This window comes from Pseudomonas sp. JDS28PS106 (assembly GCF_036706555.1).
GTDB lineage: Bacteria > Pseudomonadota > Gammaproteobacteria > Pseudomonadales > Pseudomonadaceae > Aquipseudomonas.
Genome location: NZ_JBAJGT010000012.1, coordinates 75,783 through 96,532 on the forward strand (window position 1 = coordinate 75,783; position 20,750 = coordinate 96,532).

The 20,750-nt window shown below is 55.2% G+C and carries 19 protein-coding genes and 2 pseudogenes; 10 read left to right on the top strand and 11 right to left on the bottom strand.

Going from position 1 to position 20,750, the window contains the following annotated elements; all coding sequences use genetic code 11:
* Nucleotides 1-257: 257 nt before the first annotated feature.
* From TRP66_RS18550 to TRP66_RS18575, 6 genes are all read right to left on the bottom strand, one after another.
* Nucleotides 258-1,574 (bottom strand): MFS transporter, encoded by a 1,317-nt coding sequence (locus tag TRP66_RS18550; RefSeq protein WP_333405484.1) that lies wholly within the window; start codon nt 1,572-1,574, stop codon nt 258-260.
* Between the two features lie 66 nt (nt 1,575-1,640).
* The gene (locus TRP66_RS18555) at nt 1,641-2,165 is read right to left on the bottom strand and encodes a gamma carbonic anhydrase family protein (RefSeq protein ID WP_333405486.1); all 525 of its coding nucleotides are present in this window, start codon (nt 2,163-2,165) and stop codon (nt 1,641-1,643) included.
* A 9-nt stretch (nt 2,166-2,174) separates the two neighbouring features.
* Nucleotides 2,175-3,365: a CaiB/BaiF CoA transferase family protein gene (locus tag TRP66_RS18560; protein WP_333405488.1), complete on the bottom strand. Its 1,191-nt coding sequence runs from the start codon at nt 3,363-3,365 to the stop codon at nt 2,175-2,177.
* Between the two features lie 24 nt (nt 3,366-3,389).
* Nucleotides 3,390-4,319, bottom strand: a complete 930-nt coding sequence (locus tag TRP66_RS18565) for a hydroxymethylglutaryl-CoA lyase (protein ID WP_333405819.1) — start codon at nt 4,317-4,319, stop codon at nt 3,390-3,392.
* Between the two features lie 105 nt (nt 4,320-4,424).
* Nucleotides 4,425-5,336, bottom strand: coding sequence for a LysR family transcriptional regulator (locus TRP66_RS18570; protein ID WP_333405490.1), 912 nt, complete (start codon nt 5,334-5,336; stop codon nt 4,425-4,427).
* Nucleotides 5,337-5,525: 189 nt separating this feature from the next.
* Nucleotides 5,526-6,263, bottom strand: coding sequence for a GntR family transcriptional regulator (locus TRP66_RS18575; RefSeq protein WP_333405492.1), 738 nt, complete (start codon nt 6,261-6,263; stop codon nt 5,526-5,528).
* A 117-nt stretch (nt 6,264-6,380) separates the two neighbouring features.
* On the opposite strand from TRP66_RS18575, the gene TRP66_RS18580 reads away from it, so the two are divergent.
* From TRP66_RS18580 to TRP66_RS18595, 5 genes and pseudogenes are all read left to right on the top strand, one after another.
* Entirely contained in the window at nt 6,381-7,736 is a 1,356-nt protein-coding gene (locus tag TRP66_RS18580) for a class-II fumarase/aspartase family protein (protein ID WP_333405494.1), read from the top strand.
* A gap of 73 nt (nt 7,737-7,809) precedes the next feature.
* On the top strand, nt 7,810-9,111 hold the full coding sequence (gene dctA / locus TRP66_RS18585) for a C4-dicarboxylate transporter DctA (RefSeq protein WP_333405497.1): 1,302 nt from the start codon (nt 7,810-7,812) through the stop codon (nt 9,109-9,111).
* 214 nt (nt 9,112-9,325) lie between these two features.
* Nucleotides 9,326-9,934 (top strand): annotated as a pseudogene (locus tag TRP66_RS18590) (histidine phosphatase family protein); the annotation flags it as partial.
* Between the two features lie 138 nt (nt 9,935-10,072).
* Complete coding sequence (locus TRP66_RS23675; protein ID WP_442965230.1) at nt 10,073-10,396, top strand: DUF7693 family protein; 324 nt, start codon at nt 10,073-10,075, stop codon at nt 10,394-10,396.
* Between the two features lie 1,106 nt (nt 10,397-11,502).
* Nucleotides 11,503-12,255 carry an SIR2 family NAD-dependent protein deacylase gene (locus tag TRP66_RS18595; protein WP_333405499.1) on the top strand — a complete coding sequence of 251 codons (753 nt, stop codon included), beginning with the start codon at nt 11,503-11,505 and terminating at the stop codon, nt 12,253-12,255.
* A gap of 204 nt (nt 12,256-12,459) precedes the next feature.
* Here TRP66_RS18595 and TRP66_RS18600 read toward each other — a convergent pair whose 3' ends face one another.
* Entirely contained in the window at nt 12,460-12,900 is a 441-nt protein-coding gene (locus tag TRP66_RS18600) for a GFA family protein (RefSeq protein ID WP_333405501.1), read from the bottom strand.
* A gap of 121 nt (nt 12,901-13,021) precedes the next feature.
* Between TRP66_RS18600 and TRP66_RS18605 the strand changes: the two genes are divergently transcribed.
* Nucleotides 13,022-13,918, top strand: a complete 897-nt coding sequence (locus tag TRP66_RS18605) for a LysR family transcriptional regulator (RefSeq protein WP_333405503.1) — start codon at nt 13,022-13,024, stop codon at nt 13,916-13,918.
* Nucleotides 13,919-14,070: 152 nt separating this feature from the next.
* On the opposite strand, the gene TRP66_RS18610 is transcribed toward TRP66_RS18605, so the two are convergent.
* Nucleotides 14,071-14,343 (bottom strand): hypothetical protein, encoded by a 273-nt coding sequence (locus TRP66_RS18610; RefSeq protein WP_333405505.1) that lies wholly within the window; start codon nt 14,341-14,343, stop codon nt 14,071-14,073.
* A 69-nt stretch (nt 14,344-14,412) separates the two neighbouring features.
* The gene (ftrA, locus tag TRP66_RS18615; protein WP_333405821.1) at nt 14,413-15,378 is read right to left on the bottom strand and encodes a transcriptional regulator FtrA; all 966 of its coding nucleotides are present in this window, start codon (nt 15,376-15,378) and stop codon (nt 14,413-14,415) included.
* Between the two features lie 96 nt (nt 15,379-15,474).
* Between ftrA and TRP66_RS18620 the strand changes: the two genes are divergently transcribed.
* The 3 genes from TRP66_RS18620 (at nt 15,475) to bla (ending at nt 17,633) form a co-directional block, all read left to right on the top strand.
* The gene (locus TRP66_RS18620) at nt 15,475-15,915 is read left to right on the top strand and encodes a rhodanese-like domain-containing protein (RefSeq protein WP_333405507.1); all 441 of its coding nucleotides are present in this window, start codon (nt 15,475-15,477) and stop codon (nt 15,913-15,915) included.
* Nucleotides 15,909-16,418 carry a GNAT family N-acetyltransferase gene (locus tag TRP66_RS18625; protein ID WP_333405509.1) on the top strand — a complete coding sequence of 170 codons (510 nt, stop codon included), beginning with the start codon at nt 15,909-15,911 and terminating at the stop codon, nt 16,416-16,418. The genes TRP66_RS18620 and TRP66_RS18625 overlap by 7 nt, the downstream gene beginning before the upstream one ends.
* A gap of 336 nt (nt 16,419-16,754) precedes the next feature.
* A complete protein-coding gene (bla, locus tag TRP66_RS18630; RefSeq protein WP_333405511.1) occupies nt 16,755-17,633 on the top strand; it encodes a class A beta-lactamase in 879 nt (292 codons plus the stop codon).
* 236 nt (nt 17,634-17,869) lie between these two features.
* On the opposite strand, the gene TRP66_RS18635 is transcribed toward bla, so the two are convergent.
* Nucleotides 17,870-18,205 carry a hypothetical protein gene (locus TRP66_RS18635; RefSeq protein WP_333405513.1) on the bottom strand — a complete coding sequence of 112 codons (336 nt, stop codon included), beginning with the start codon at nt 18,203-18,205 and terminating at the stop codon, nt 17,870-17,872.
* A gap of 156 nt (nt 18,206-18,361) precedes the next feature.
* Here TRP66_RS18635 and TRP66_RS18640 point away from each other — a divergent pair, with 156 nt between their 5' ends.
* On the top strand, nt 18,362-19,369 hold the full coding sequence (locus TRP66_RS18640) for a metallophosphoesterase (RefSeq protein ID WP_333405515.1): 1,008 nt from the start codon (nt 18,362-18,364) through the stop codon (nt 19,367-19,369).
* 828 nt (nt 19,370-20,197) lie between these two features.
* Here TRP66_RS18640 and TRP66_RS18645 read toward each other — a convergent pair.
* Nucleotides 20,198-20,740: pseudogene (locus TRP66_RS18645) on the bottom strand (LysR substrate-binding domain-containing protein); the annotation flags it as partial.
* Between the last annotated feature and the right edge of the window lie 10 nt (nt 20,741-20,750).

Sequence of the window (20,750 nt, forward strand, 5' to 3'; positions counted from 1 at the left end):
TCCGTCTGCTCGCAACTGAGCATCCTCAGCACCACGACCGGCCACAGCATCAAAACGCTGGATGGTGGCTTCAAGCTAAGAATCGTCCAAGATTTACTTAGCAGCTCAGCAGGCCAACCCCTGCAGCCGAGATGCTCCACGTAACAGCGGCCAAAACATGGGGACACAGCTCAGGTCGCATTGGCGTGTATGCATTGCTCAGCTTGAGACGGTCGTGTGCTAGCGCCTGCGCATCGATTTTCGTACCGTCAATTACGTTAGGATGAGGGGTTCTTCACGCAGCGCATGACTACAAAGCAGGCAATTAGAATCACCGGTGCGATAGAGAGCATGCCCATATAGGTGCTCCCTGTTACGTCATTGATTTTACCAACCATCACCGGAGCAACCATCCCGCTCAGTTGGCCAATTGAGTTGATCGCTGCCGTGCCTGTAGCGATTGCAAGTCCCGAAAAAGTTGATTGCGGAATTGTCCAGAAAATCGGGATGGCGATGAATGTACCAGCGGTTGCCAACATCAATGCGGCCATCATGGCCCAAGACGAATCGGAGAACAGACAGGCCAGCAAATAGCCAATGGCAGCCGCCATCAAACACCAAACAAGGTAGATCTTGCGCTCGCCGCTACGGTCAGAACGACGGGTGATCCAGATCATCCCAATACACGCCAAGATATAAGGCAGCGCCGACAGCATGCCGACCCAGAGTAGGCTTTCAACGCCTGAGGACTTGATAAGGTGGGGCATCCAAAAATTAAGACCGTAGGAAGCGGTTTTGATCACGAAGTAAATAAACGCCAAGATAGCCACTTCTCGGGTCAGCAACACGCGCCATAGGGAGCCCAGTATGGGCTTTTGTTTGGCTTTATCGCTTTCGAGGTTGGCGGCTAACAGGTCTTTCTCACCTCGGGTCAACCATTTGGCCGACTCGATATCGCGGTCGAGCTTCCACAACACCAGTACGCCGAGCACCACGCAGGGCAAACCCGACATCAGAAAAAGCCAGTGCCAACCGGCAAGACCGAGCACGCCATCCATCGTCCCAAGCAGGATTCCCGCCGCCGGCCCGCCCATCGCGCCTGCCAGAGGCACCGCCAAAAACCACAGGCCGTTCATCTTAGCCAGGTGTTTTTTTGGGAACCAGCACGCCAAATAAAACAGGATCGCCGGGCCGAAACCGGCCTCCATCACCCCAATTAAAAAGCGTAGGAAATAAAGCGTGTACTGAGTGTATGCGAACATCAACGCCGCCGTGGCCAGCCCCCAGGACACCATGATTCGGCAGATCCATGCAGGCGCGCCATAGCGTTTGAGACCCAGGCTGCTCGGCACCTCGAACAACACGTAGCCCAAAAAAAACATACTTGCGGCTAGGCCGTAGGCTGCGTCGCTCAGACCCAACTCGTGCTGCATTTGGGTTTTGGCGAAGCTAATATTGATCCGGTCAAAATATGAAAATAGAAAGCAGATGATGGCAAGTGGCATGATGCGCCAAGCGACACGCCGATAGAGGAGCAGTTCGTTAATTATTTCGTCGTTGCGCGCAAGTGCGATATCGCCAGTCATGGCAACCATGAGTGATTCTCCATTGTTGTAATTATTGGAGAGAAGCAACGCCTTCAAGGACGCTGATCAACGGGTTTAACCGATTCGAATCAACTTATCTTTGTAAACCTGACCCTTGGTGACGTAATCCTGAGCGTTACTATGCATACCAGCAATCGCCTCGGGCGTGAGTTCACGCACAACCTTTGCCGGCGCACCGAGAATGAGCGAGTTGTCCGGAAACACTTTGCCTTCGGTCACAATTGCCCCAGCGCCAACAAGGCAGTTCTTGCCGATCACAGCACCATTGAGAACGACCGCCTGGATCCCTATCAATGCGCCATCGCCGACTGTGCATCCGTGCAACATAGCTTGATGACCAATGGTCACGCCCTCGCCTACCGTTAGGGCAAACCCAGGATCGGCATGCAGCACAGCGCCCTCTTGCACATTGCTATGCTGACCGATGCGAATAGGCTCGTTGTCGCCGCGCAGCACGGCCTGAGGCCAGACGCTGACGCCTTGCTCAAGAGTGACATTGCCGATAACAGTCGCGTCTTCTGCAACAAATGTTTCGGAATGAATGAGCGGCGTGAATGTGTCTATTTGATAAATAGCCATGGCAGCCCCTCAGGCTTGAACGTCAGTTTTGAGAACACCGGCTGCACACAATTCAGCGATGTGTGCGTCGCTATAACCTAGTTCCCGCATCACCTTTTGTGTGTGTTCACCGATGCGTGGGATCGACCGGCGCGGCTGCAGGCGCTCGCCATCTAGGGACAGTGGTAGTAATGGCATCGCAGTGATCGATCCGTCTTCCAGCTCAAGGTTCGCCAGGCCACCGCTTTGCAGCAAGTGAGGATCTTCAAACAGCTCCTCTGGGCGACGAATCGGGGCAAATGGAATGCTGTGAGCCTCTAACTCGAGTGCTAGTGCCTGAGCGTCCATAGTGGCAAAGACCTCAGCTAAGTGCGCCAGCAACCGTGGTCGCTGTAGGACGCGGTCGTTATTGGTGGCAAGGCTCTGATCATCGAGCAAGGCGGTCTGACCCAGCAGCTGACATAACGCGTTCCATTGACCTTCACCGGTAGCCGCCACGAACATCTGCTCACCGTTGGCAAACTCGAACACGTCATAGATCGCCCAGGCGCTGATGCGATTCGGCATGGGCGCCGCAGCCTGGCCTGTGACGGCGTACTGCTGCATATGCTGAGCAGCCAGCAGTACGCAATTTTCATAAAGAGCGCTTTGCACTTCTCGTCCGACGCCAGTGATATGGCGATCATTTAGGGCGGCAAGCACGCCGATTGCTCCGAACATGCCACCCATTATGTCGTTTACCGAACTACCCGCACGCAAAGGTCTCCCAACCGGGCCTGTCATGTAAGCCAGTCCCGCCATCATTTGCACGACTTCATCCAGCGCCAGCCGATTGTCATAGGGGCCGCTGAGAAAGCCTTTATGAGAGGCATAAATGATGCGCGGGTTACGCGCACAAACCGCTGCGTAATCAAAACCTAGCTCCTGCATACGACCGGGTTTGAAGTTTTCGATAAAGACGTCAGCCGTGTCGATAAGCTCCAAAACGGCGTCACGACCTTGCGGGGTATTGACGTCGATTGCGATGCATTGCTTGTTGCGGTTGAAGGTGCGAAAAAATCCGGCTCCGGCGCCTAGCAAACGGCGTGTGCCGTCACCGCGTGTTGGCTCGATCTTAATCACCTCTGCACCGAGATCACCAAGGATCATCCCGCAAGTCGGCCCCATGACCATATGAGAAATTTCGACGACACGAATACCGTCCAATGGAAGTCTGGACATTGTTGTTTCCTCGCTAGGACGAGCTCAGGTGCGATTGGCAACTGGCGTGTAATTGAGTGGCAAGCCAGCGCGGGCAATGCAGCCGTAGAGGGTTTCGTCGGGCAACGCATCACGAAGTATGTCCCTTGACGCGATCAATGCAGGGAGGTCGATGCCAGTGGCGTAACCCATACTTTGCAGCATGAACACCAAGTCTTCGGTTACGGTGTTCCCTGACGCACCCGGTGCAAACGGGCAGCCACCCAACCCGGCCAGCGAGGAATCGAGCTCGGTAATGCCTTGCTGAACTGCCACGAGGCTATTGGCGAGTGCCAAGCCTCGCGTGTCATGAAAATGCGCAGCCCTGAGTTTGTCGCCAGCGATGGCGCGTACAGCCTGCAAGGTGGTGGCGACTTGGCCAGGATTGGCGTACCCGGTAGTGTCGCCGAGCGAAACCAGATCGCAACCGGCCTCCAATACATGGCCAGTCAAATCGCATAGGTCGCTCAATGGCACATCACCCTGCCGGGTACAACCGAAGGCAACCGACAATCCTGCAATGATTTCGACTTTGTACAAGCCCAACTCGTTGCGCAATTGGCACATTCTGGCTAGCTCTTCAACCATCTCCATCGGCGTGCGACGCACATTGGCTAGGCTGTGGGCATGGCTAACGGAAACTGGCGCAATTATGCGGTGGGCTCCGGACTCAAGCGCATCGCGACAGCCACGCAGGTTAGGTGCCAGCACCGATACAACCAGATCAGGGTAATTCAAGGCATGAGCCACTACTTCTTTGGCATCAGCCATCTGTGGAAGCAGTTTGGCGGGGACGAAGGAGGCAACCTCCATGAAGCGCACGCCAGCGGCATAGGCGGCATCGATCCAGTGGCATTTGGCTGAGGTCGACATGATAGCTTGAAGGCTTTGCAAGCCATCGCGCAGGCCGACTTCATTGATTGTTATTATTGTCATGTTAAGGCTCTCACAGCTGAAGCTTGAGCTCAGATTAGAGAGCGACCTGCGCACCGAAAAGACGTAATTCACGCGTTGATCCATCGCGATGCACGATGGACTCAATCACGATGCAGTTTGACGCGGCGGAGTGCGCAAAAGCAGGTGATCCAGAAGTTTACGCGCCGACAATGATAAGCCCTCCCGATCACGCACACAGATCACAAACTCTCCTAATGCCCAATCGTCGGTGAGAGGAATTATCTTCAACTCGAACAAGGACGCGTATCGCGCCACTGCTTCCAGGGGAAAAATCGCGAGGCCCAAGCCGAACTGCGCAAGTCGAAATGCTGCGTCGAAAGACGACACGTAGGAACGAAACCGCAATTCACGGTTATGCCGCCCCGCCTCACTACGCATAAAGGTATTCAGCGTGGCGAAAGCCGAGAGTCCTAGATGATCGAAGTCGAGCGTCTCTGCGAAAGCGATACTACTGCGATTGGCCAAAGGATGATGTCCGCCCACGACGACGGCCAAATGATCTTGCCGATAAGGCAAAAAATCTAAATCTCCCACAGCCATCGAGCGTCGGCAGATGCCCAGGTCGGCATTGCCCTCAGTAACCCCTCGCACCACATCTGGACTGAAGCGCTCCTCAATGTCGACTTGGATTCTTGGATGCTCCAGCATGAAGTCGGACAGTTCCTCTGGAAGGAACTCCATGATTGACGAAATGTTGGCCATCAACCGGACATGACCGCGAGCGCCTTCAGCGTATTCGCTGAGTTCGCTGTCGAGCCTTTCCACTGCCCGCGTCATAGATCGAGCATGCCGAAGCAACGCCACGCCCGCTGGTGTTGGTTCAACTCCACGCTTACTACGCTTGAGAAGGGGTGTGCCGAATCGCGCCTCGATGTCAGAGATTCTTTTGCTGATGGCAGACGGTGCCATGAATGCCCTTTCGCTGGCCCGCGCGATGGTGCCCTCCTCGCAGACCAAAATGAACAAGTGCAAGGATAAATGATCCAGGTGCTGCATTATCCACATCCCTCAAGTCGCATCGGCACGAACGAAACGGTGCCCTCCGCTATCAGTTTCCTTGAGGTTTTCGCAGATGGTACGAATATGTGCAATAGCCCCTTTTCTCAGGTTTCCAGTGTTTACTAACACTGGGACGTCGATAGGCTTGCTGCCAGTAGAAGGAGTTTCGCGGGCAAAATCTATGTTTTAGGAAGGATTTCTCTCCCTTCTCATTTGAGAAACCAAGGTGAATCTATCCTGAGGATGGGTGGTTTCCGACACCACCATCACAGCTCCCTCTTCATCACGATACTGCCGAAGAATATTCAACCCCGGTGAGCCAGCCTCTGCATTGAGGCTCTTCGAAATTTCGGGCGACAGCAATACCGCACGGACTTGTTGATCGACCACATCGATGTGCCGACCAAAGTGTTGCTCAATCAAAGCGGCAATCAACTCATCAGGGCGCTTCTCGGCAAGCTCGATCACGTCTGAATAAATGTCCTGAGCATACACGTCAGTCCAGCACAGTGGAGCACGCAGATTCTCTTGATCTACCCGGATGCTCGACACACAAAAATAGTGCTCACCGGGTTCTAGCCCTAATCGTTTGGCCAGCGCGATGTCGGCTACGAAATGCTGCACGCTCTGGATGCTGCGCACTTGGGTTTCGGCAAGATGCACAAGGTCGGATACCGAGGCCAGCGACTGCGAATAACCGCCCTTGGATGTGGCGGACTCGACGCGAGTGCCCACCCGTTTGCGCCGTGACACCAGTCCTTGATTCTGCAGTTGGGTGATAGCGGCGCGCACCGTATGTCGACTTACGCCATACAGCTCGCACAGTTCGAATTCTGTTGGTAGCAACGTTCCGACCGGGAATTTTCCGCTGGAGATCCCTTCCATCAGGTCTTTTGCAACGACCGCATAGCGCGTCTGGTTCATACCTTTCATCAGTCCCGAACGTTCACAGAGTTGACAGTGTATCAGTGAGGACGTAAGAATTATGTACGGACATATTAAATATGTCCTATCAATAAAAAACATATCAGGATCAACCCAATGTCCAGCACTGTCTTCGACTCCGCCCTCTTTCGCGACATGTTCGGCACCGCCGAGATGCGCGGTGTGTTCTCCGACAAAGCCTTGATCGAACGCTATATCGAAGTGGAAGTGGCGCTGGCCCGCGCCGAAGCACGCTGCGGCGTAATCCCGAGTGAGGCCGCTGAACAGATTGCCGAGCTAGCGACCTATGATTCGCTCGATCTGGCACTGATGCAGCACGAAACCGAGATCGTCGGGTACCCGATCCTGCCGTTGGTTGAGCAGCTCTCAAAAACCTGTGGCGGAGCCGGTCGCTACGTTCACTGGGGTGCCACCACCCAGGACATCATGGACACCGCCGTGGTGCTACAGGTGCGTGCGGCACTGGCCTTGGTCGAGCGAGACATTCAGGCTGTTCGTGGTTTGCTGGCCGATCTGGCCAAGCGTTATCGCGACACACCAATGGCAGGCCGCACTCACTTGCAACACGCACTGCCGATCACCTTTGGCTACAAATGTGCGGTGTGGCTGAGCATGTTCGACAGGCACGCAGAACGCTTGGTAGAACTGCGCCCACGGGTGGAAATCGGTCAGTTCGCTGGCGCGGCAGGCACCCTGGCGTCACTGGGCGATAAGGGCTTGGAAGTCCAGGAAGCCCTCATGGCTGAACTGGGTCTGGGTGTGCCGCAAGCCACTTGGCACGTTGCCCGAGACGGCCTCGCTGAAACCCTGAACTTCCTCGGACTGGTCACCGGCTCTCTTGGCAAAGTGGCCCTGGACGTCATGATGATGATGACCAGCGAGCTGGGCGAAGTGTACGAGCCCTTCGTCAAAGGTCGCGGTGCGAGCAGCACCATGCCGCAAAAACGTAACCCGATTTCCTGTGAATTGATGTATGCCGCTGCCAAAGGTGTACGTCAGCATGCAGGCCTGATGCTTGATGCAATGATTCAGGACTTCGAGCGCTCCACTGGCCCCTGGCAGGCCGAATGGATCGCCATCCCTGAGGCCTTTGCCTTGAGCGCCGCCTCTCTCGGTCAGGCGAAATTCATGCTCGCGGGCCTCGAAGTCCGCACTGAGCGTATGCGCAAAAATCTCGACATGACCCAAGGCCTGATCGTGGCTGAAGCGGTGATGATGGGCTTGGCTCCGGCGCTTGGTCGTCAGGTAGCGCATGACGTGGTGTATGCCGCTTGCCGCATGGCAAACGATGAAGGCACGAGTCTGCTCGACGCCTTACTCGCTCAGGGCGAAGCCACTGCGCAACTGGATATCGAGGAACTCAAGCGCCTCACCGATCCGTCTAACTATTTGGGTCTTGCTCCCCAAATGGTGGATATCGCGCTGTCTCGTGAGGGTTCCGTTAAGCGCTAATTTCACGGGGCTCGTCCAAAGCCGGGCCCCTTTCTGCATTTTGCTCGCCAATAAAAACAACGAGATCGCAGACATGACCACTATCAATAAAAAGCCGTTCTACAAAGACCTGACCTTCCAGGTCATCGCTGCCATGGTGCTGGGCATTGCCTTTGGCTTCCTGGCCCCGGAACTGGCTGCCAAATTTAAGATTCTCGGCGATATCTTTCTTAAGCTGATCAAGACCGCCGTTGCACCTTTGGTGTTCTTCACCGTCGTCCATGGCATCGCTTCGGCAGGCGATATCAAGCGGGTCGGCAAGGTCGGATTGCGTGCTCTGATCTACTTCGAAATCGTCTCAACGATTGCCTTGGCCATCGGCCTGCTGTGGGGCAATTTGCTGAACATCGGTTCGGGCATGCATGACGCCCATCCGAGCAGTGCGACAGCGGCAGCGGCTAGTGCAGCGGTCGCCAAGGGCCACGCCCCGGCCTCGACGATGGACTTTATCTACGGGATTTTCCCAGACAACTTCGTCGGTGCCTTCGCCGGTGGGCAATTGCTGCAAGTGCTGGTGATCTCGGTGCTATTTGGTTTTGCCTTGCTGGCCCTTAAGCCTGAGCGCCGCAGCGTTATTGAGGACGGTTTGAGCCGTGTCTCCGAATGCTTCTTCGAATTCATCAACCTGATCATGAAGTTCGCCCCGCTCGGCGCCTTCGGCTCAGTCGCCTATGCAGTAGGCAGCAATGGCAGCGCGGTGCTGATGTCGCTGGCCAACCTGGTGCTGATGTTCTACGTCTGCGTCGCGTTTTTCATCTTCGTAGTGCTCGGCGCCGTCTGCCGCATATCAGGCTTCAGCCTGTGGCGATTCCTCAAGTACATCAAGGACGAGATCTTCATTGTGTTGGGCACCGCGTCTTCGGAAAGCGCCCTGCCGCGCCTGCTTCAGAAACTGGAGAAATTCGGTTGCTCAAAGCAGAGCGTCGGCCTGGTCTTGCCAACCGGCTATGCCTTCAACCTGGATGGCACGTCCATCTACATGTCGCTCTGCGTGCTGTTCATCGCCAATGCCTACGGCGTGCCGATGAGTTGGGAGCAACAACTGGGCACCATCGCAATCATGTTGGTGACTTCAAAGGGTGCAGCGGCGGTTTCCGGTGGCAGCTTTGTGGTGTTCGCTGCCACGGTCACAGCGATTGGCGTGCTGCCAGTGGAAGGCCTGGCACTGCTGTTCGGGGTATACCGGTTCATGTCCATGGCCATCGCCACCTGCAACACCATCGGTAATAGCGTGGCGACTGTGGTGGTGTCAAAGTGGTCAGGGGAATTTACTGAGCAAACGGCCAAGGCCGAATATAGCCGTGTGTTTGGGCGTAATCCGGAGGCGGCGCTTTAAGGATCTTGAGAAGTAGCCACCAACTACGCTAACAAAAAAGGCCCTTATGGGCCTTTCTTGTAGCCAAACAAAAAACCATTTGGTCAGAAGGATTAGCGATTTCAGCGCCATTCAGCCTTCCGACGCTATCCTTGGTTACGGAGCGACGGTGGCTCTGAGGGCTCTACGGCAGTCAGGAGAGGCGAATGGTTCAGGCAGTGCTGGGATCTGGTCAATGAAACTTGTGAGGTTGATCCGCCATGGAGAGAGTGCCGCCAACGCGGGTGAGGCCAGCATGGATCACGTGACCATTCCGCTTACACCAAAGGGAGTCGAACAAGCGCATTTGGTTTCTAGGTCGTTTACCTCTGCTCCGGATCTGATCATTACCTCACCGTTCTTGCGAGCGCAGGCAACCGCGCAAGCAACAGCAGCAGCCTTTCCTGGCACTCCGCATGAAACCTGGCTGGTTCAAGAGTTCACGTATCTTGAACCAGCACGCTGTGCCGGCACGACTGTTGCCCAGAGGCGAGATTGGGTCGGAGCATATTGGACGAAGGCAGACCCCGTGTTTAGGGATGGTTCCGGGGCCGAGTCGTTCTTGGACTTTATATCTAGGGCCCAGTCCTTTCTGATTCGAGTTGCAGCGCATCCTGCCCAAAACATCGCAGTGTTTGCTCATGGCCAGCTCATCAATGCCGTCGCCTGGCTAATCGAGCGCAAGCCGCAAGACATTGATAGTCGGGCAATGGCTGACTGGCGCGAGTATGAAATCGCTAACCATGTCCCGAACGGCGGTGGCTACACGCTCACGATGCTCGCAGATGAGGCCGCTTGGAGAGTGAGTATCTCGATACCTCAGGAAAAGGTAGAGGCTCTCTCAGAAGTAGGATATCCGCTGCTAGATGATGATTCGGCTATATACGCTGAGCAGAGACTGGAAGACGCTGGAGAAAGCCGCGCATACTTTTCAGACGGTCAAATGCCCGCTGACGCTGCAGCGCACCTCTCAGCACGGGACATCTGCCAGGTACTGCGAGACGTCATTTTCGAGCGCCATACGATGAAAAGGGTGGGCCGCCAGTCTTGGGATGAGATCTATGCCGGCCATTTTCTGGTGGACGTCGACGGTTGGCGGCTATCGATTTACAACGACTGCGATGAGCTCGACTACTGCGAAAACTGCGTGAGCCCAGATGGACGGTGCTGGTCGTTTGACGCAGGTGATCGATATGGGACTGATCCTGTTGCCCTGCTCTCCGTCTGGGAGCATCAGACACTTGAGAGGCTTTTGAAGGAAATCTGACTCAACGCATTCATGGCGCGCCCCTGACGGGGACGGCTGTCGTGAACCATGCCCTGGCTGACGCCGGGGTCATGGCCCGTCGGGCTTCCAACCTCACGCCTTCGGCTGTCGCCTGCGCGCTCCGCTTGCAAAAGATCTCACAACGAAGCTCAAATGAGCCTCGATATCGAATGTGCTTTGGACGGTGCCAAGTGGATGCAATACAGGGATCGGCGGCTGCAGCCGCCAGTACAGGCCTTGGATGGGGCGACATTGCCAAAATAGTCTTAGCGAGTGGTGTCGTCGCAGCCTTGATCGGATGGTTGAAGGATTGGCTTTTCAAAATTCGTGATCGGAGGCTTGATGCGAGGTTTGCAGCCATTGAGTTGATCGCAGTGCTCGACCTTTACGCATTACAGTCACGCAGGAATATTCGGGACTACCACGAATACGCGGCCTCTCTAGATCCGCACACCGACTATCAAAGTTGGCCGAGTTGCGCTTACCCTGATCTGGCTATCTCTCGTGATGCGCTCAAGTACCTGGATTCGAAGCACGCAAGCGCCCTAGTTTCTATAGCAACCGAGAAAGCACTAGCAAATCAGCACCTCCATGCGATTCATGACGCGTCCTTTGACCCTACCGAGGTTTATGCTCATGAGGCAGACGTCGTCGGGTATTTTGGGTACGAGGTCTATCTGTTAGCGAATAAATTGCGAGCCAAGTACAAACTTCCCCCATTCGGCCACAGATGGGGAGTAACGGATCAGTTTCCTGACCTTCTGCACTCATGGAATGAAACGAAGAGAGAAGTACGTACGCGATCTCAGCCGCCCTCATACTTGGAGTAGCTTTTCGGTTCGCGAGAAGTCCTCAGTCCACCCAAGTGAGGACGGCAGGTGACTGGTTTCCCTCCCCTACGGATAAACAAGGACTTTTCCATCTCCTAGAATTGGCGAAGCCAAAGCTTCTTGAGGTGGGCAGGCTTGAAAAAGCGGAAGCTTGGCTCAGCTCGCAGTGACCTAACCACAGCATTTTGTGCAGGAACCCGTCCCGCTGACCAACCGGCTGATAATGCATCGCCATAATGTCGGGACATCAACTGAAATCCGGCCCAAGGACTGCTCATGACCGCAAATACCCTGGCTCAGCAATTGAGGATTGCTCAGCACGTCGTTGTCTTCACTGGTGCGGGTGCATCAGCGGAAAGCGGCATTCCGACGTTCAGAGATACGCTGACGGGGCTTTGGGAGCGCTTCGATCCTGCACAACTCGCGACTCCTGAAGCATATCGTGATGACCCGAGCCTCTGCTGGGGGTGGTATGAATGGCGCCGGCTAAAGATTTTCCAGGCTCAGCCAAACGGTGCCCATCTCGCTATCGCTGAGCTTGCCAACCATGTGCCCAAGCTGACCGTGATGACCCAAAATGTTGATGACCTACACGAACGAGCTGGCAGCCAAGATGTGATCCATCTGCATGGCAGCCTGCATTCTCCTGGGTGCATTGATTGTGGCTTGGCGTATACCTTGCCCCTCACGACTGGCATCCTGCCTGAGGATGGAAGTCGGATTGAGCCGCCGCGATGCACCGTATGTAACGGGTATGTTCGGCCAGGCGTTGTTTGGTTCGGTGAGATGTTGCCCGAGGATGCATGGAGCGCGGGTCTCGCAGCTGCAGAGGAATGCGATGTCTTCCTTTCGATTGGTACGTCCGGGATTGTTTACCCAGCTGCTGAGCTTCCGCTGAGTGCTTTGGGCCATGGCGCCACTGTCGCTCATATCAATCCTGTGCGGTTCGATATCAGCAGTCAGGAGCATTTTCTTCAGGGCCCTGCCTCGTTGATGATGCAGACACTGCTTCGTGATGCCTTCGGCTAACCCCTACCTTCTAGTTTGATGGCGGTTCACGGTATCCGCTTTGGGCTTGCCCCCTTCGGGGTACGGCTGTCGTGAACCAAACCCCAGCTGCGCCGGGTTTTGGCCCTACGGGCGTCCATCCTCAAGCCTTTGGCCCGTCATGGGCCGGCGCGCTCCGCTTGCGGTCAGGATCTATAGGGTTTCTAAAAGGCAACGCAGCTGCGCTTACTTATCCCCGGCTCGAAATTGAGACATCAGCGCTGGATAATCCTGCGGATCCGGGAGTGCTTCATAACTGACCGATGCCCCGGTCGCCACCCAAGGTAATTTCTCTCTCGTCCAGGTTTCCATGAACGGTAGGTAGTGCTGCGGGTTTTCCAACAGGTTACTGCGCACACCTACGTACTCGTCGACTCCGGCGGGTCGTGTGAATAGCCAAGTCAGGCAGTGTGCGCAGAAATAGTGGCGAGTCGGGCCATGTAGACCACCGAGGACAGTTTCACCTTGGGTTACTGCGAAGGCGGCTGCAGGAAAAAGTGCTGTCAGAGAAAATGCGCTAGCGGACATCTTTTGACATCCGACGCAATGACAAGCAGTAGTCATGACAGGTCGGCAATCGCTCTCAAAAGTGACGTATCCGCAACGGCAGGTTCCCGAAAATGTCATGAGCTTTATCTCGTGGTGCGCGGATGGGCGCTGGATGGGCAAAGTTGAGTCAGGGAAAGCATGCGCGAGTCTGGGTATGATTGAAACTAATCAAACTTACCTAGCTGCTCATAGGAAATGTATGAATACACCGCAGCTTCATTGGGAAACTCAGCGCGTTTTCCTGGCAGTCCTGAGGACTGGCAGCCTTTCCGCCGCTGCAAGAGCACTGGGTGTGGCGCAAGCCACAGCACGACGCCGTATAGACGAACTGGAGCGAAGCGTCGGGATGAGCCTGTTTGTTCGCTCGCCAAAGGGGTTGATGCCCACTGACACTGCGAGAGAGCTGGTTGGCCATGCCGAGACCATGGCTTTGGCCGCCGAGGCATTCACCCGTGCCGCTTCCGCCGAAGCCAGCGTGCCAGGAGGCACCGTGCGCTTAACAAGTAGTCATTTAATGGGTGTTGAAGTGCTGCCTCTTCTGTTGCGAGATATTCGTAGCGCGCATCCGGAGTTGAAGCTGGAACTGAGCGTCTGCAATCGCCATGAGGATCTGGCAGTGCAAGAGGCCGATGTAGCGGTACGTATTCATCGCCCAACCGAGTCTGCGGTGGTGACCCGCCACGTCGGGGATCTTCGGTTAGGGCTTTACGCAACCGAAGAGTTGGTAGCGCTGAATGGCACTCCTCGCCATGAAAGCGAATTAGACAACTATCCGCTGATTGGCCCGGATCGCAATCTGACGGAGCTAGCATTCTTGGGGCAGCAGGGCTATTTGTGCACTGCGGAACGCGCGGTCATTCGTACTGACGATCATCTGGCCCAATTTGCAGCGCTAAGGGCAGGACTAGGAATTGGGATGTGCTCTAGCCAGTTGGCGAGTCGGCATGGGTTGGTGCGAGTGCTACCGAAACTTGTCGATTTTAACCTAGGTGTGTGGATTGCAATGCACAAAGACCTCAGGCGAGTAAAACGTATCACATTGGTGTTCGATGCCTTGGCGCAATCGATGTCGCGGTTTCTGAAAGCCTCCCAATAGCCGCTATAGCTCGAAACTCCCGTCGAAAATCACAGGTTCTGCCCGAATACTGCTTGCCGGCGATTCATATTGTGCTTTATCTAATGGCTCTAAATGTCGTAGGTGACTTCGCCAGACGCTTACTCGGCAGGGGCTCATTGCAATGATCGGGCTCAGTCGTCCGCAAATGCCTCAAGCGCGACGAGCAGCTTGGTCAGCTCATTCAGGTTGCCAGCAGTGACAATGTCGTATTCTCCCCGACTGCTCAACCGATACACATCGCGCGCTTTTTTAACGCGCTCCAGAAGAGGCACAACGATTCCTGATGCCCGCTCCAGGAAGTCGTTGATGTCCGCACGTGTCTGGGGAATTTTGTAGCCCTTCGCCGCACTTGTGATGATGACGTCCGCATTTGGCCCATATTGGCCGGCGCGCTCCGCTTGCATTCGAAAATCAGGGGCAAACGCTCCAGTGTCACAGCGGTACGACAGCAGAATCCTTAAGCTGCCCAGATGTCAGATCTGTCGATGCCCGAATCCTTCCCGGTAATACGAAGGGGCAAGGCCCACTACGTTCCGGAACGCCACCCGAAAACTCTCCACTGACGCGAAGCCGCAACGCAGGGCGATCTGCTCGCTGTTCAACCCCGAGCTTTCTAACATCAAGCGCGCCTGAGCTATACGTTCGTGCTGTAACCAGCGTTTAGGCGTGGTGCCAGTGGCCTCGGTAAACCGTCTTAAAAAGGTGCGGTCACTCATAAGCGCTTTCGCCGCCAACTGGGTGATCGTCAATGGTTCGCTCAGATGCTGGCGAGCCCACTCCAAAACTCCAGATAAATCATGGCGAGGCGTTTGCGCGACCGGAGCTGGAATAAACTGCGCCTGTCCTCCAGAGCGTTGCGGCGTCATCACAAGTCGTCGCGCTACGCTATTGGCTATGTTGGCACCAAAGTCACGCTCGACCAGGTGTAAGCACGCGTCGATTCCCGCTGCGCTGCCGGCAGATGTGATCACCTGGCCCTCGTCGACATAGAGCACCCCCGGATCAACTTCAACAGCGGGAAATCTACTGGCTAGTTCATCCGTGTAACGCCAGTGGGTAGTGGCTCGTTTTCCATCGAGCAGCCCGGCGGCGGCGAGTACGAACACGCCTGAACAGATGGAAATCAGCCGAGCCCCGCGCTCATGCGCATCGCGAAGCGCTTTTAACAACTCCTCAGGTGGAGGCTCACTCCGATTGCGCCAACCAGGGATGACAATCGTTCCGGCGTCTGGCAGCACTCTCAAATCCGCATCGGCCTTGACCTCAAATCCTTCAAAGGCCCGCATAGACCCCTGATCAACGGCAACTACAGCGTGGCGATACCAGGGGAAATCGAACTCTGGCCGTGGCAAGCCAAAAATCTCGACCGCGATGCCAAACTCAAAAAGGCAAAGCCCGTCGTAAGCCAAGACCGCAACCAGGTTAGATACATTTTGCATTGGCGAAAAAATACCAGTCGATGTCGATTTCGCCACTGTAGCGTCTTGTGCCCCTTGGCTAAAGTGGGCTCTCGCTCTTTCACTGAGGCAAACACGATGTCCACCCTGATTAGCCAGATTCCTGCGGCAGCTCCAGCCGAGGCCTATGCACACTTCAATAGCCGTCTGCGCTTTGAGACGGATTGCTCTGACGTTTTTCATACCCAACAGACTGGTGAGGTCGACTATATCCTGGTGGATGTACGTAGCCCGGACGCCTTTGCTCAGGCACATGTTCCGGGAGCCATCAATATCCCGACGAAGCTGATCACCGCTGAGCGTATGACGGAGTTTGGCAGTGACACTCTTTTTGTTGTGTATTGCGCCGGGCCCCATTGCAACGGTGTTCACAAAGCGGCGGCTCGAATAGCTAGCCTGAATTATGCCGTGAAGGAGATGCTAGGCGGTGTGACAGGTTGGCTAGACGAAGGGCTTACACTGGTAGGTGAAGGTGCACCCCACGTCACTGTCGCTTCAGGGATCTCCTGCGCATGCTGACAATACCTGACATGGTGCGTCCAGCTGAACCTGAGGATGTGCCAGACGTAATCATCTTGATGCGCGCGTTGGCAGAGTTTGAGGACTACATCGATGATTTCAGGGTTGATGAGCAGACTCTGTTAGATCGTGCTTTTGGGCCAGAGGCGCAATGCCACATTTTTGTGGCTGAGTGGGCCGGTCACATCGCAGGCTACGGCGTAGTGCTGAAGATCCCTTTCACTTTCGACCTGCAACCCACAATGATCCTCAAAGAGCTTTACGTTGCCGAAGCCTGCAGAGGCCGAGGATTGGGTCATGCGCTACTGCAGCGCGTCGCTATCATGGCTTTAGAAAGTGGTGCTGGTCGCATCAAGTGGGATGTTCTGGCTGGAAATCGAGACGCAGAAGCCTTTTATCAAAAGCTTGGAGGTCGTCCTGACAGCAAATGGGTTCCGTATCAGATGGGAAGCCAGGCGATTGAGCAGCTGGCAATCAACGTCGAGCATGAGAACGCAGTATGATGAAGAGTTCACCGAAGTGAGCTGACACTCACGCTCGTATCGCAATGCCTCGCAGGAAGCCCGAGGGAAATCAGTAAGGAGTTTCATCCATGATCAGAGCTTTCAAAAACCCGTTCTTTGTCGCCGGATTTCCACTCGTAATTTGCGGATTGACGTTTGGGCTGATAGGCGCAGTCGGCAACAGTACGTTTAGCTATACGGCGCCGGGGTTATTGATTCCTGGGCTCGTCTTGATGGGATACGGTTGGGCCAAGCGGAAGGGCTAAACGCCAATACCATGTTCCAATTGCCGAAGTATCATCGTGAATTCAAACTCTAGCGACTCAAGGACGTGTAATGATTCCCTTTCTACATCGCCGCCAATTCCTGATTGGCGCCATTGGTGGTGCCTGTATTTTGTCCAGCTTCGGATCTGCTTTGGCCGAGTCAGGCTCACTCAAATTGCGCGAACTCGAACAAGCAAGTGGCGCTCGGCTTGGACTCTGGGCTTTGGATACTGGCACCAACAAGATCATTGAATATCGCAGCAGTGAGCGCTTCCCAATGTGCAGCACCTTCAAGGTGGTCGTGGTCGGGGCTGTGCTCAAAAAATGCCAAGCTAATCCTGATTTGCTGAGTCGTAACGTAACCTACATAGATTCTGATCTGGTTGAGTATTCACCGGTCACTAAGGCCCACGTCGAATCGGGCATGTCCGTAGCACAACTTTGTACCGCAGCCCTGCAATACAGCGACAACACTGCAGCTAATTTGCTGCTGGGCCTCGTGGGCGGCCCCAAGAAAGTCACGGATTACGCGAGGGAAATCGGCGACGCCACGTTCCGTCTGGATCGTATAGAGCCTGAGCTCAATACGGCCCTACCCAACGACGTGCGTGACACGACTACTGCTCAGGCTATGGGCATGAGCCTTCAGCGCCTTCTTCTAGGTGACGCGTTGCACGCGGATGAAAGGGCGATGTTCCAGGATTGGATGAAACACAACACAACTGGAGCTGCACGTATACGAGCAGCAATTCCTTCGGGCTGGGATGTGGCTGATAAAACTGGCTCAGGTCATTATGGCGCAGCCAGTGACGTAGCAGTCATTTGGCCCGCTAATAGGGCCCCTTGGATAGTTGCCATCTACACATCCTCCTCGCACCCTGATGCTCAATATCCGAATAAGACAATTGCGGAAGCTACTCAGATTTTGGTCGACACATGGAGATCCTGATCAACTAAACCCCTACCCTAAGGCGGGAACCATTAAGAACGCCCGGAAAAGCTACCGGGATGCAACGGAGCACTTCGCACAAAGTTGGGCGGCTATAAAAGGCCAAGGCTTGGAGCAATAAGTTGAGTGAGACCAAACTGCGGGCTCTCCTGCGCCATGACCTGCGCAGAAGTTATTGAGCGCCAATGTCGCTCTAGCGAGTGCTGACGGGCCCCTTACCAGGCTAGCCGACGCAATTACATCGACTTCACCGACACGACCTCTACGTACTTGTACTTCTTTCTGGCAGCCTTCACAGCCTCCTGCTCAGCAAGCAACGAGCTCAGCGTGTCGGCCTCATGGATCAACTCATACGCTTTTCCCTCAAATTCATTCCCGACCTTGAGCGTGACCCTCAGTCTTGGCGTAAACGCTTTCGCCGCTTTCTTCTTGGCTGCAGGAACGACAGTCGGCTTCGTGAACACAACCTCTGGCACGGGCTCCTGCGCTGGAGGAGCGGAAAACTGTTCTTCGGGCTGAGCTGCACCGAACAGGGCACGGCGCATTTCTTCTTCAGTTAATTCAGGGGTCATAGAACATCTCAGAGGCGGTATTTAGCTCGCAGATTCTACAGGGCTTCTGATCACCGTTACCTGCTACGTTGAGGGCTAGTATCGTTGGCGTTTAGCCGTTGCCCGTCAGACAATAACGCCTTGGCATCAACGGATCGCTTCCCAGATGGAGGTCACGTGCGAACAAGTCGCAAGGTATTGAGACTGTCTCAGAACGAGCAAGGGCGTGACTTCGTCGTCGGTGACATTCACTTCAAGACTATTGACCTGCACAAGGGGCTGACGGCGCTTGGCTTCGATAGCACAGTGGATCGCGTGATCGCCGTAGGCGATCTGATCGACCGAGGCCCGGGCGTCCTTGACGGTCTCAAGCTGCTGGGCGAGCCGTGGTTCTTTACGGTCATGGGCAATCACGAGCAGATGCTGATCGATGCATACCGGCAAGACCCTCACGCTCGGTACAGTGCTCACGGCGCCGGCTGGTGGCCCACCATTGCCGACGAATCGAAAGAAATGATCATTCGAAAGCTGGAAAGCCTCTCCACCGTGATCGAAATCGAGTCGCCGCGAGGAGTCATTGGTGTGGTGCACGCGGACGTTCCTCCCGGAATGTCCTGGCAAACCTTCGTTGATAGCCTCGATAACCCTCAGATTGAAGAAATTGCGCTCTGGGGACGGAGCAGGATCAAAAAACACTTTCGCGACGGTGTACCTGGAGCTTGGCGAGTCTGCACCGGGCATACATGGATACCCGCGCCGCTCCGCCTAGGAAACGTACTGGCTTTGGATTGCACAGGCGGCGGTGACGGCCCACTCGGGATTTACTGTGTGCAGGACGATAGGATTTATGTTGAGGGGCGTTCGGTCTCTCTGGATCAGGCTGAGGTGTTGTCAGACCAGCTGGCTGAGCTTGAGCTGAAGTTAGACAGCCTGAAGACCTTATTAAGCGTGAACAAGCTTCTCGAATCCCAGAACCTGAGCGTGGAAGCGGAAGCCTTGGCGAAGCGTGCAAGCACAGGTTGGTCGACAGTTCAGCATGAGGCCTTAGAAGCACAGCAGTTTACGAATGCATTGCACGGACTGAGCTTGATGGCCGGGGAGCGGCGACAAGCGAAGCTCGATGAATTGAAAGCGCGACACGCAGGCACTCAAATTGCGGGTTTGCTCGAGCGGCTTTTCGGGTGATGAGCAGGTCGGGGCGGCAACATATCGGCAGGCAACATGGTCACGTTGATGTCGCTTTCGTCACCAGCCCATCCCAAAATATTCATGGTTGCGCCTTGGTATGAAGCGGTCATTGGCCTGAAGCAAACTGGAGTTGTATGAGACTGGAGCTCGGTGTCGCACGCCGTGATCTCGCGCAGACATGATGCACCGCGCTCTACCATTAACTGTATAGACATACAGGCTTGAGCATACTAGAGTCAGATGCTGGCGATCCAGATGGACGAAACGCGAGCTAGCTTTGAGTTCGGCTCGGCTGCAGGCCGGAGGATCTACGGCGGGATGAAACCAGTTAGAAAACGGAGCGTGTATGAGTTTTGCAGTAGCTGTTTTCAGCATGATCGCGGCGTGGGTGGCAGTAGGCATAGCCATGACATGGGGATTGCTGCGGATCGCTCGTCGTCACTGATTATTAAGAGCACAGGTGCTGCTTCAAACTCTCTCTCCAGAGGTACGATCCAGCCATGGGGCAACTGTCATTAACATCACTCCTGCGTGCTTTGATATCAGCAGTCGGGAGCACTTTCTCGAAGGCGCTGCCTCGGACAAGATGCAAAGCCTGCTTCGTGAGACCTTCGGAGACTTTCCTGCCTCGTAGTTCGTGGCAGTTTACATTGCTTCTGCTTTGGGCTTGCCCCCTTCGGGGTTCGGCTGGCGTGAACCAAACCCTGACTGCGCCAGGTTTTGGCCCTACGGGCTTTCATCCTCAAGCCTTTGGCCCATCGTGGGCCGGCGCGCTCCGCTTGCGCTGTAGGGACACGTCATAAATAGGCAATGTCGGCCCATAGCTCATTGTTTATAGGCCAATGCCTCCACCACAACGCCAAATGCGGATGAATGCTCACGTCGATTCGGATAGTAAAGATGGTAGCCCGCGAAAGGTTGGCACCAATCTTCCATAACCCGCACGAGGCTGCCGTCAGCCAGCTCCTTGGCGACCATATCTTCTGGCAGAAACCCTAAACCGCATCCTGCTACAGCCGCACGCAGGATCGGCACGCTGCTGTTGAACGTCCATTGCCCCTCGACGCGCGCCTTGAGTTCGTGTCCGTCCTTCTCAAAATCCCACTGCATCAGGCTCCCATGGGTAGGCAGGCGCAAATTGATGCAATTGTGAGCAGCCAGATCTCCTGGTTCATCGGGAATTGGTCTCTGCTTGAAATACTCGGGAGAGCCTACGACCGCGATGCGCAACGAGGGGCCGATTGGCACTGCGATCATGTCCTTGGCCACCTGATCCCCTAGCCGCACGCCGGCGTCGTAGCGCTGTGCGACTATGTCGGAGAGGGCGTAATCGACGGTGATTTCGACCTTGATATCAGGGTAAGCGGGAATGGTCGCT

Coding starts and splice junctions, on each gene's coding strand:
- TRP66_RS18635 (WP_333405513.1), bottom strand. CDS start 18,205: ATGACCCCTGAATTAACTGAAGAAGAAATGCGCCGTGCCCTGTTCGGT.
- TRP66_RS18555 (WP_333405486.1), bottom strand. CDS start 2,165: ATGGCTATTTATCAAATAGACACATTCACGCCGCTCATTCATTCCGAA.
- TRP66_RS18595 (WP_333405499.1), top strand. CDS start 11,503: ATGACCGCAAATACCCTGGCTCAGCAATTGAGGATTGCTCAGCACGTC.
- TRP66_RS18605 (WP_333405503.1), top strand. CDS start 13,022: ATGAATACACCGCAGCTTCATTGGGAAACTCAGCGCGTTTTCCTGGCA.
- bla (WP_333405511.1), top strand. CDS start 16,755: ATGATTCCCTTTCTACATCGCCGCCAATTCCTGATTGGCGCCATTGGT.
- TRP66_RS23675 (WP_442965230.1), top strand. CDS start 10,073: ATGCCCGCTGACGCTGCAGCGCACCTCTCAGCACGGGACATCTGCCAG.
- TRP66_RS18550 (WP_333405484.1), bottom strand. CDS start 1,574: ATGGTTGCCATGACTGGCGATATCGCACTTGCGCGCAACGACGAAATA.
- TRP66_RS18580 (WP_333405494.1), top strand. CDS start 6,381: ATGTCCAGCACTGTCTTCGACTCCGCCCTCTTTCGCGACATGTTCGGC.
- TRP66_RS18620 (WP_333405507.1), top strand. CDS start 15,475: ATGTCCACCCTGATTAGCCAGATTCCTGCGGCAGCTCCAGCCGAGGCC.
- TRP66_RS18565 (WP_333405819.1), bottom strand. CDS start 4,319: ATGACAATAATAACAATCAATGAAGTCGGCCTGCGCGATGGCTTGCAA.
- TRP66_RS18575 (WP_333405492.1), bottom strand. CDS start 6,263: ATGAACCAGACGCGCTATGCGGTCGTTGCAAAAGACCTGATGGAAGGG.
- TRP66_RS18600 (WP_333405501.1), bottom strand. CDS start 12,900: ATGACATTTTCGGGAACCTGCCGTTGCGGATACGTCACTTTTGAGAGC.
- ftrA (WP_333405821.1), bottom strand. CDS start 15,378: ATGCAAAATGTATCTAACCTGGTTGCGGTCTTGGCTTACGACGGGCTT.
- dctA (WP_333405497.1), top strand. CDS start 7,810: ATGACCACTATCAATAAAAAGCCGTTCTACAAAGACCTGACCTTCCAG.
- TRP66_RS18570 (WP_333405490.1), bottom strand. CDS start 5,336: ATGCAGCACCTGGATCATTTATCCTTGCACTTGTTCATTTTGGTCTGC.
- TRP66_RS18610 (WP_333405505.1), bottom strand. CDS start 14,343: ATGCAAGCGGAGCGCGCCGGCCAATATGGGCCAAATGCGGACGTCATC.
- TRP66_RS18625 (WP_333405509.1), top strand. CDS start 15,909: ATGCTGACAATACCTGACATGGTGCGTCCAGCTGAACCTGAGGATGTG.
- TRP66_RS18560 (WP_333405488.1), bottom strand. CDS start 3,365: ATGTCCAGACTTCCATTGGACGGTATTCGTGTCGTCGAAATTTCTCAT.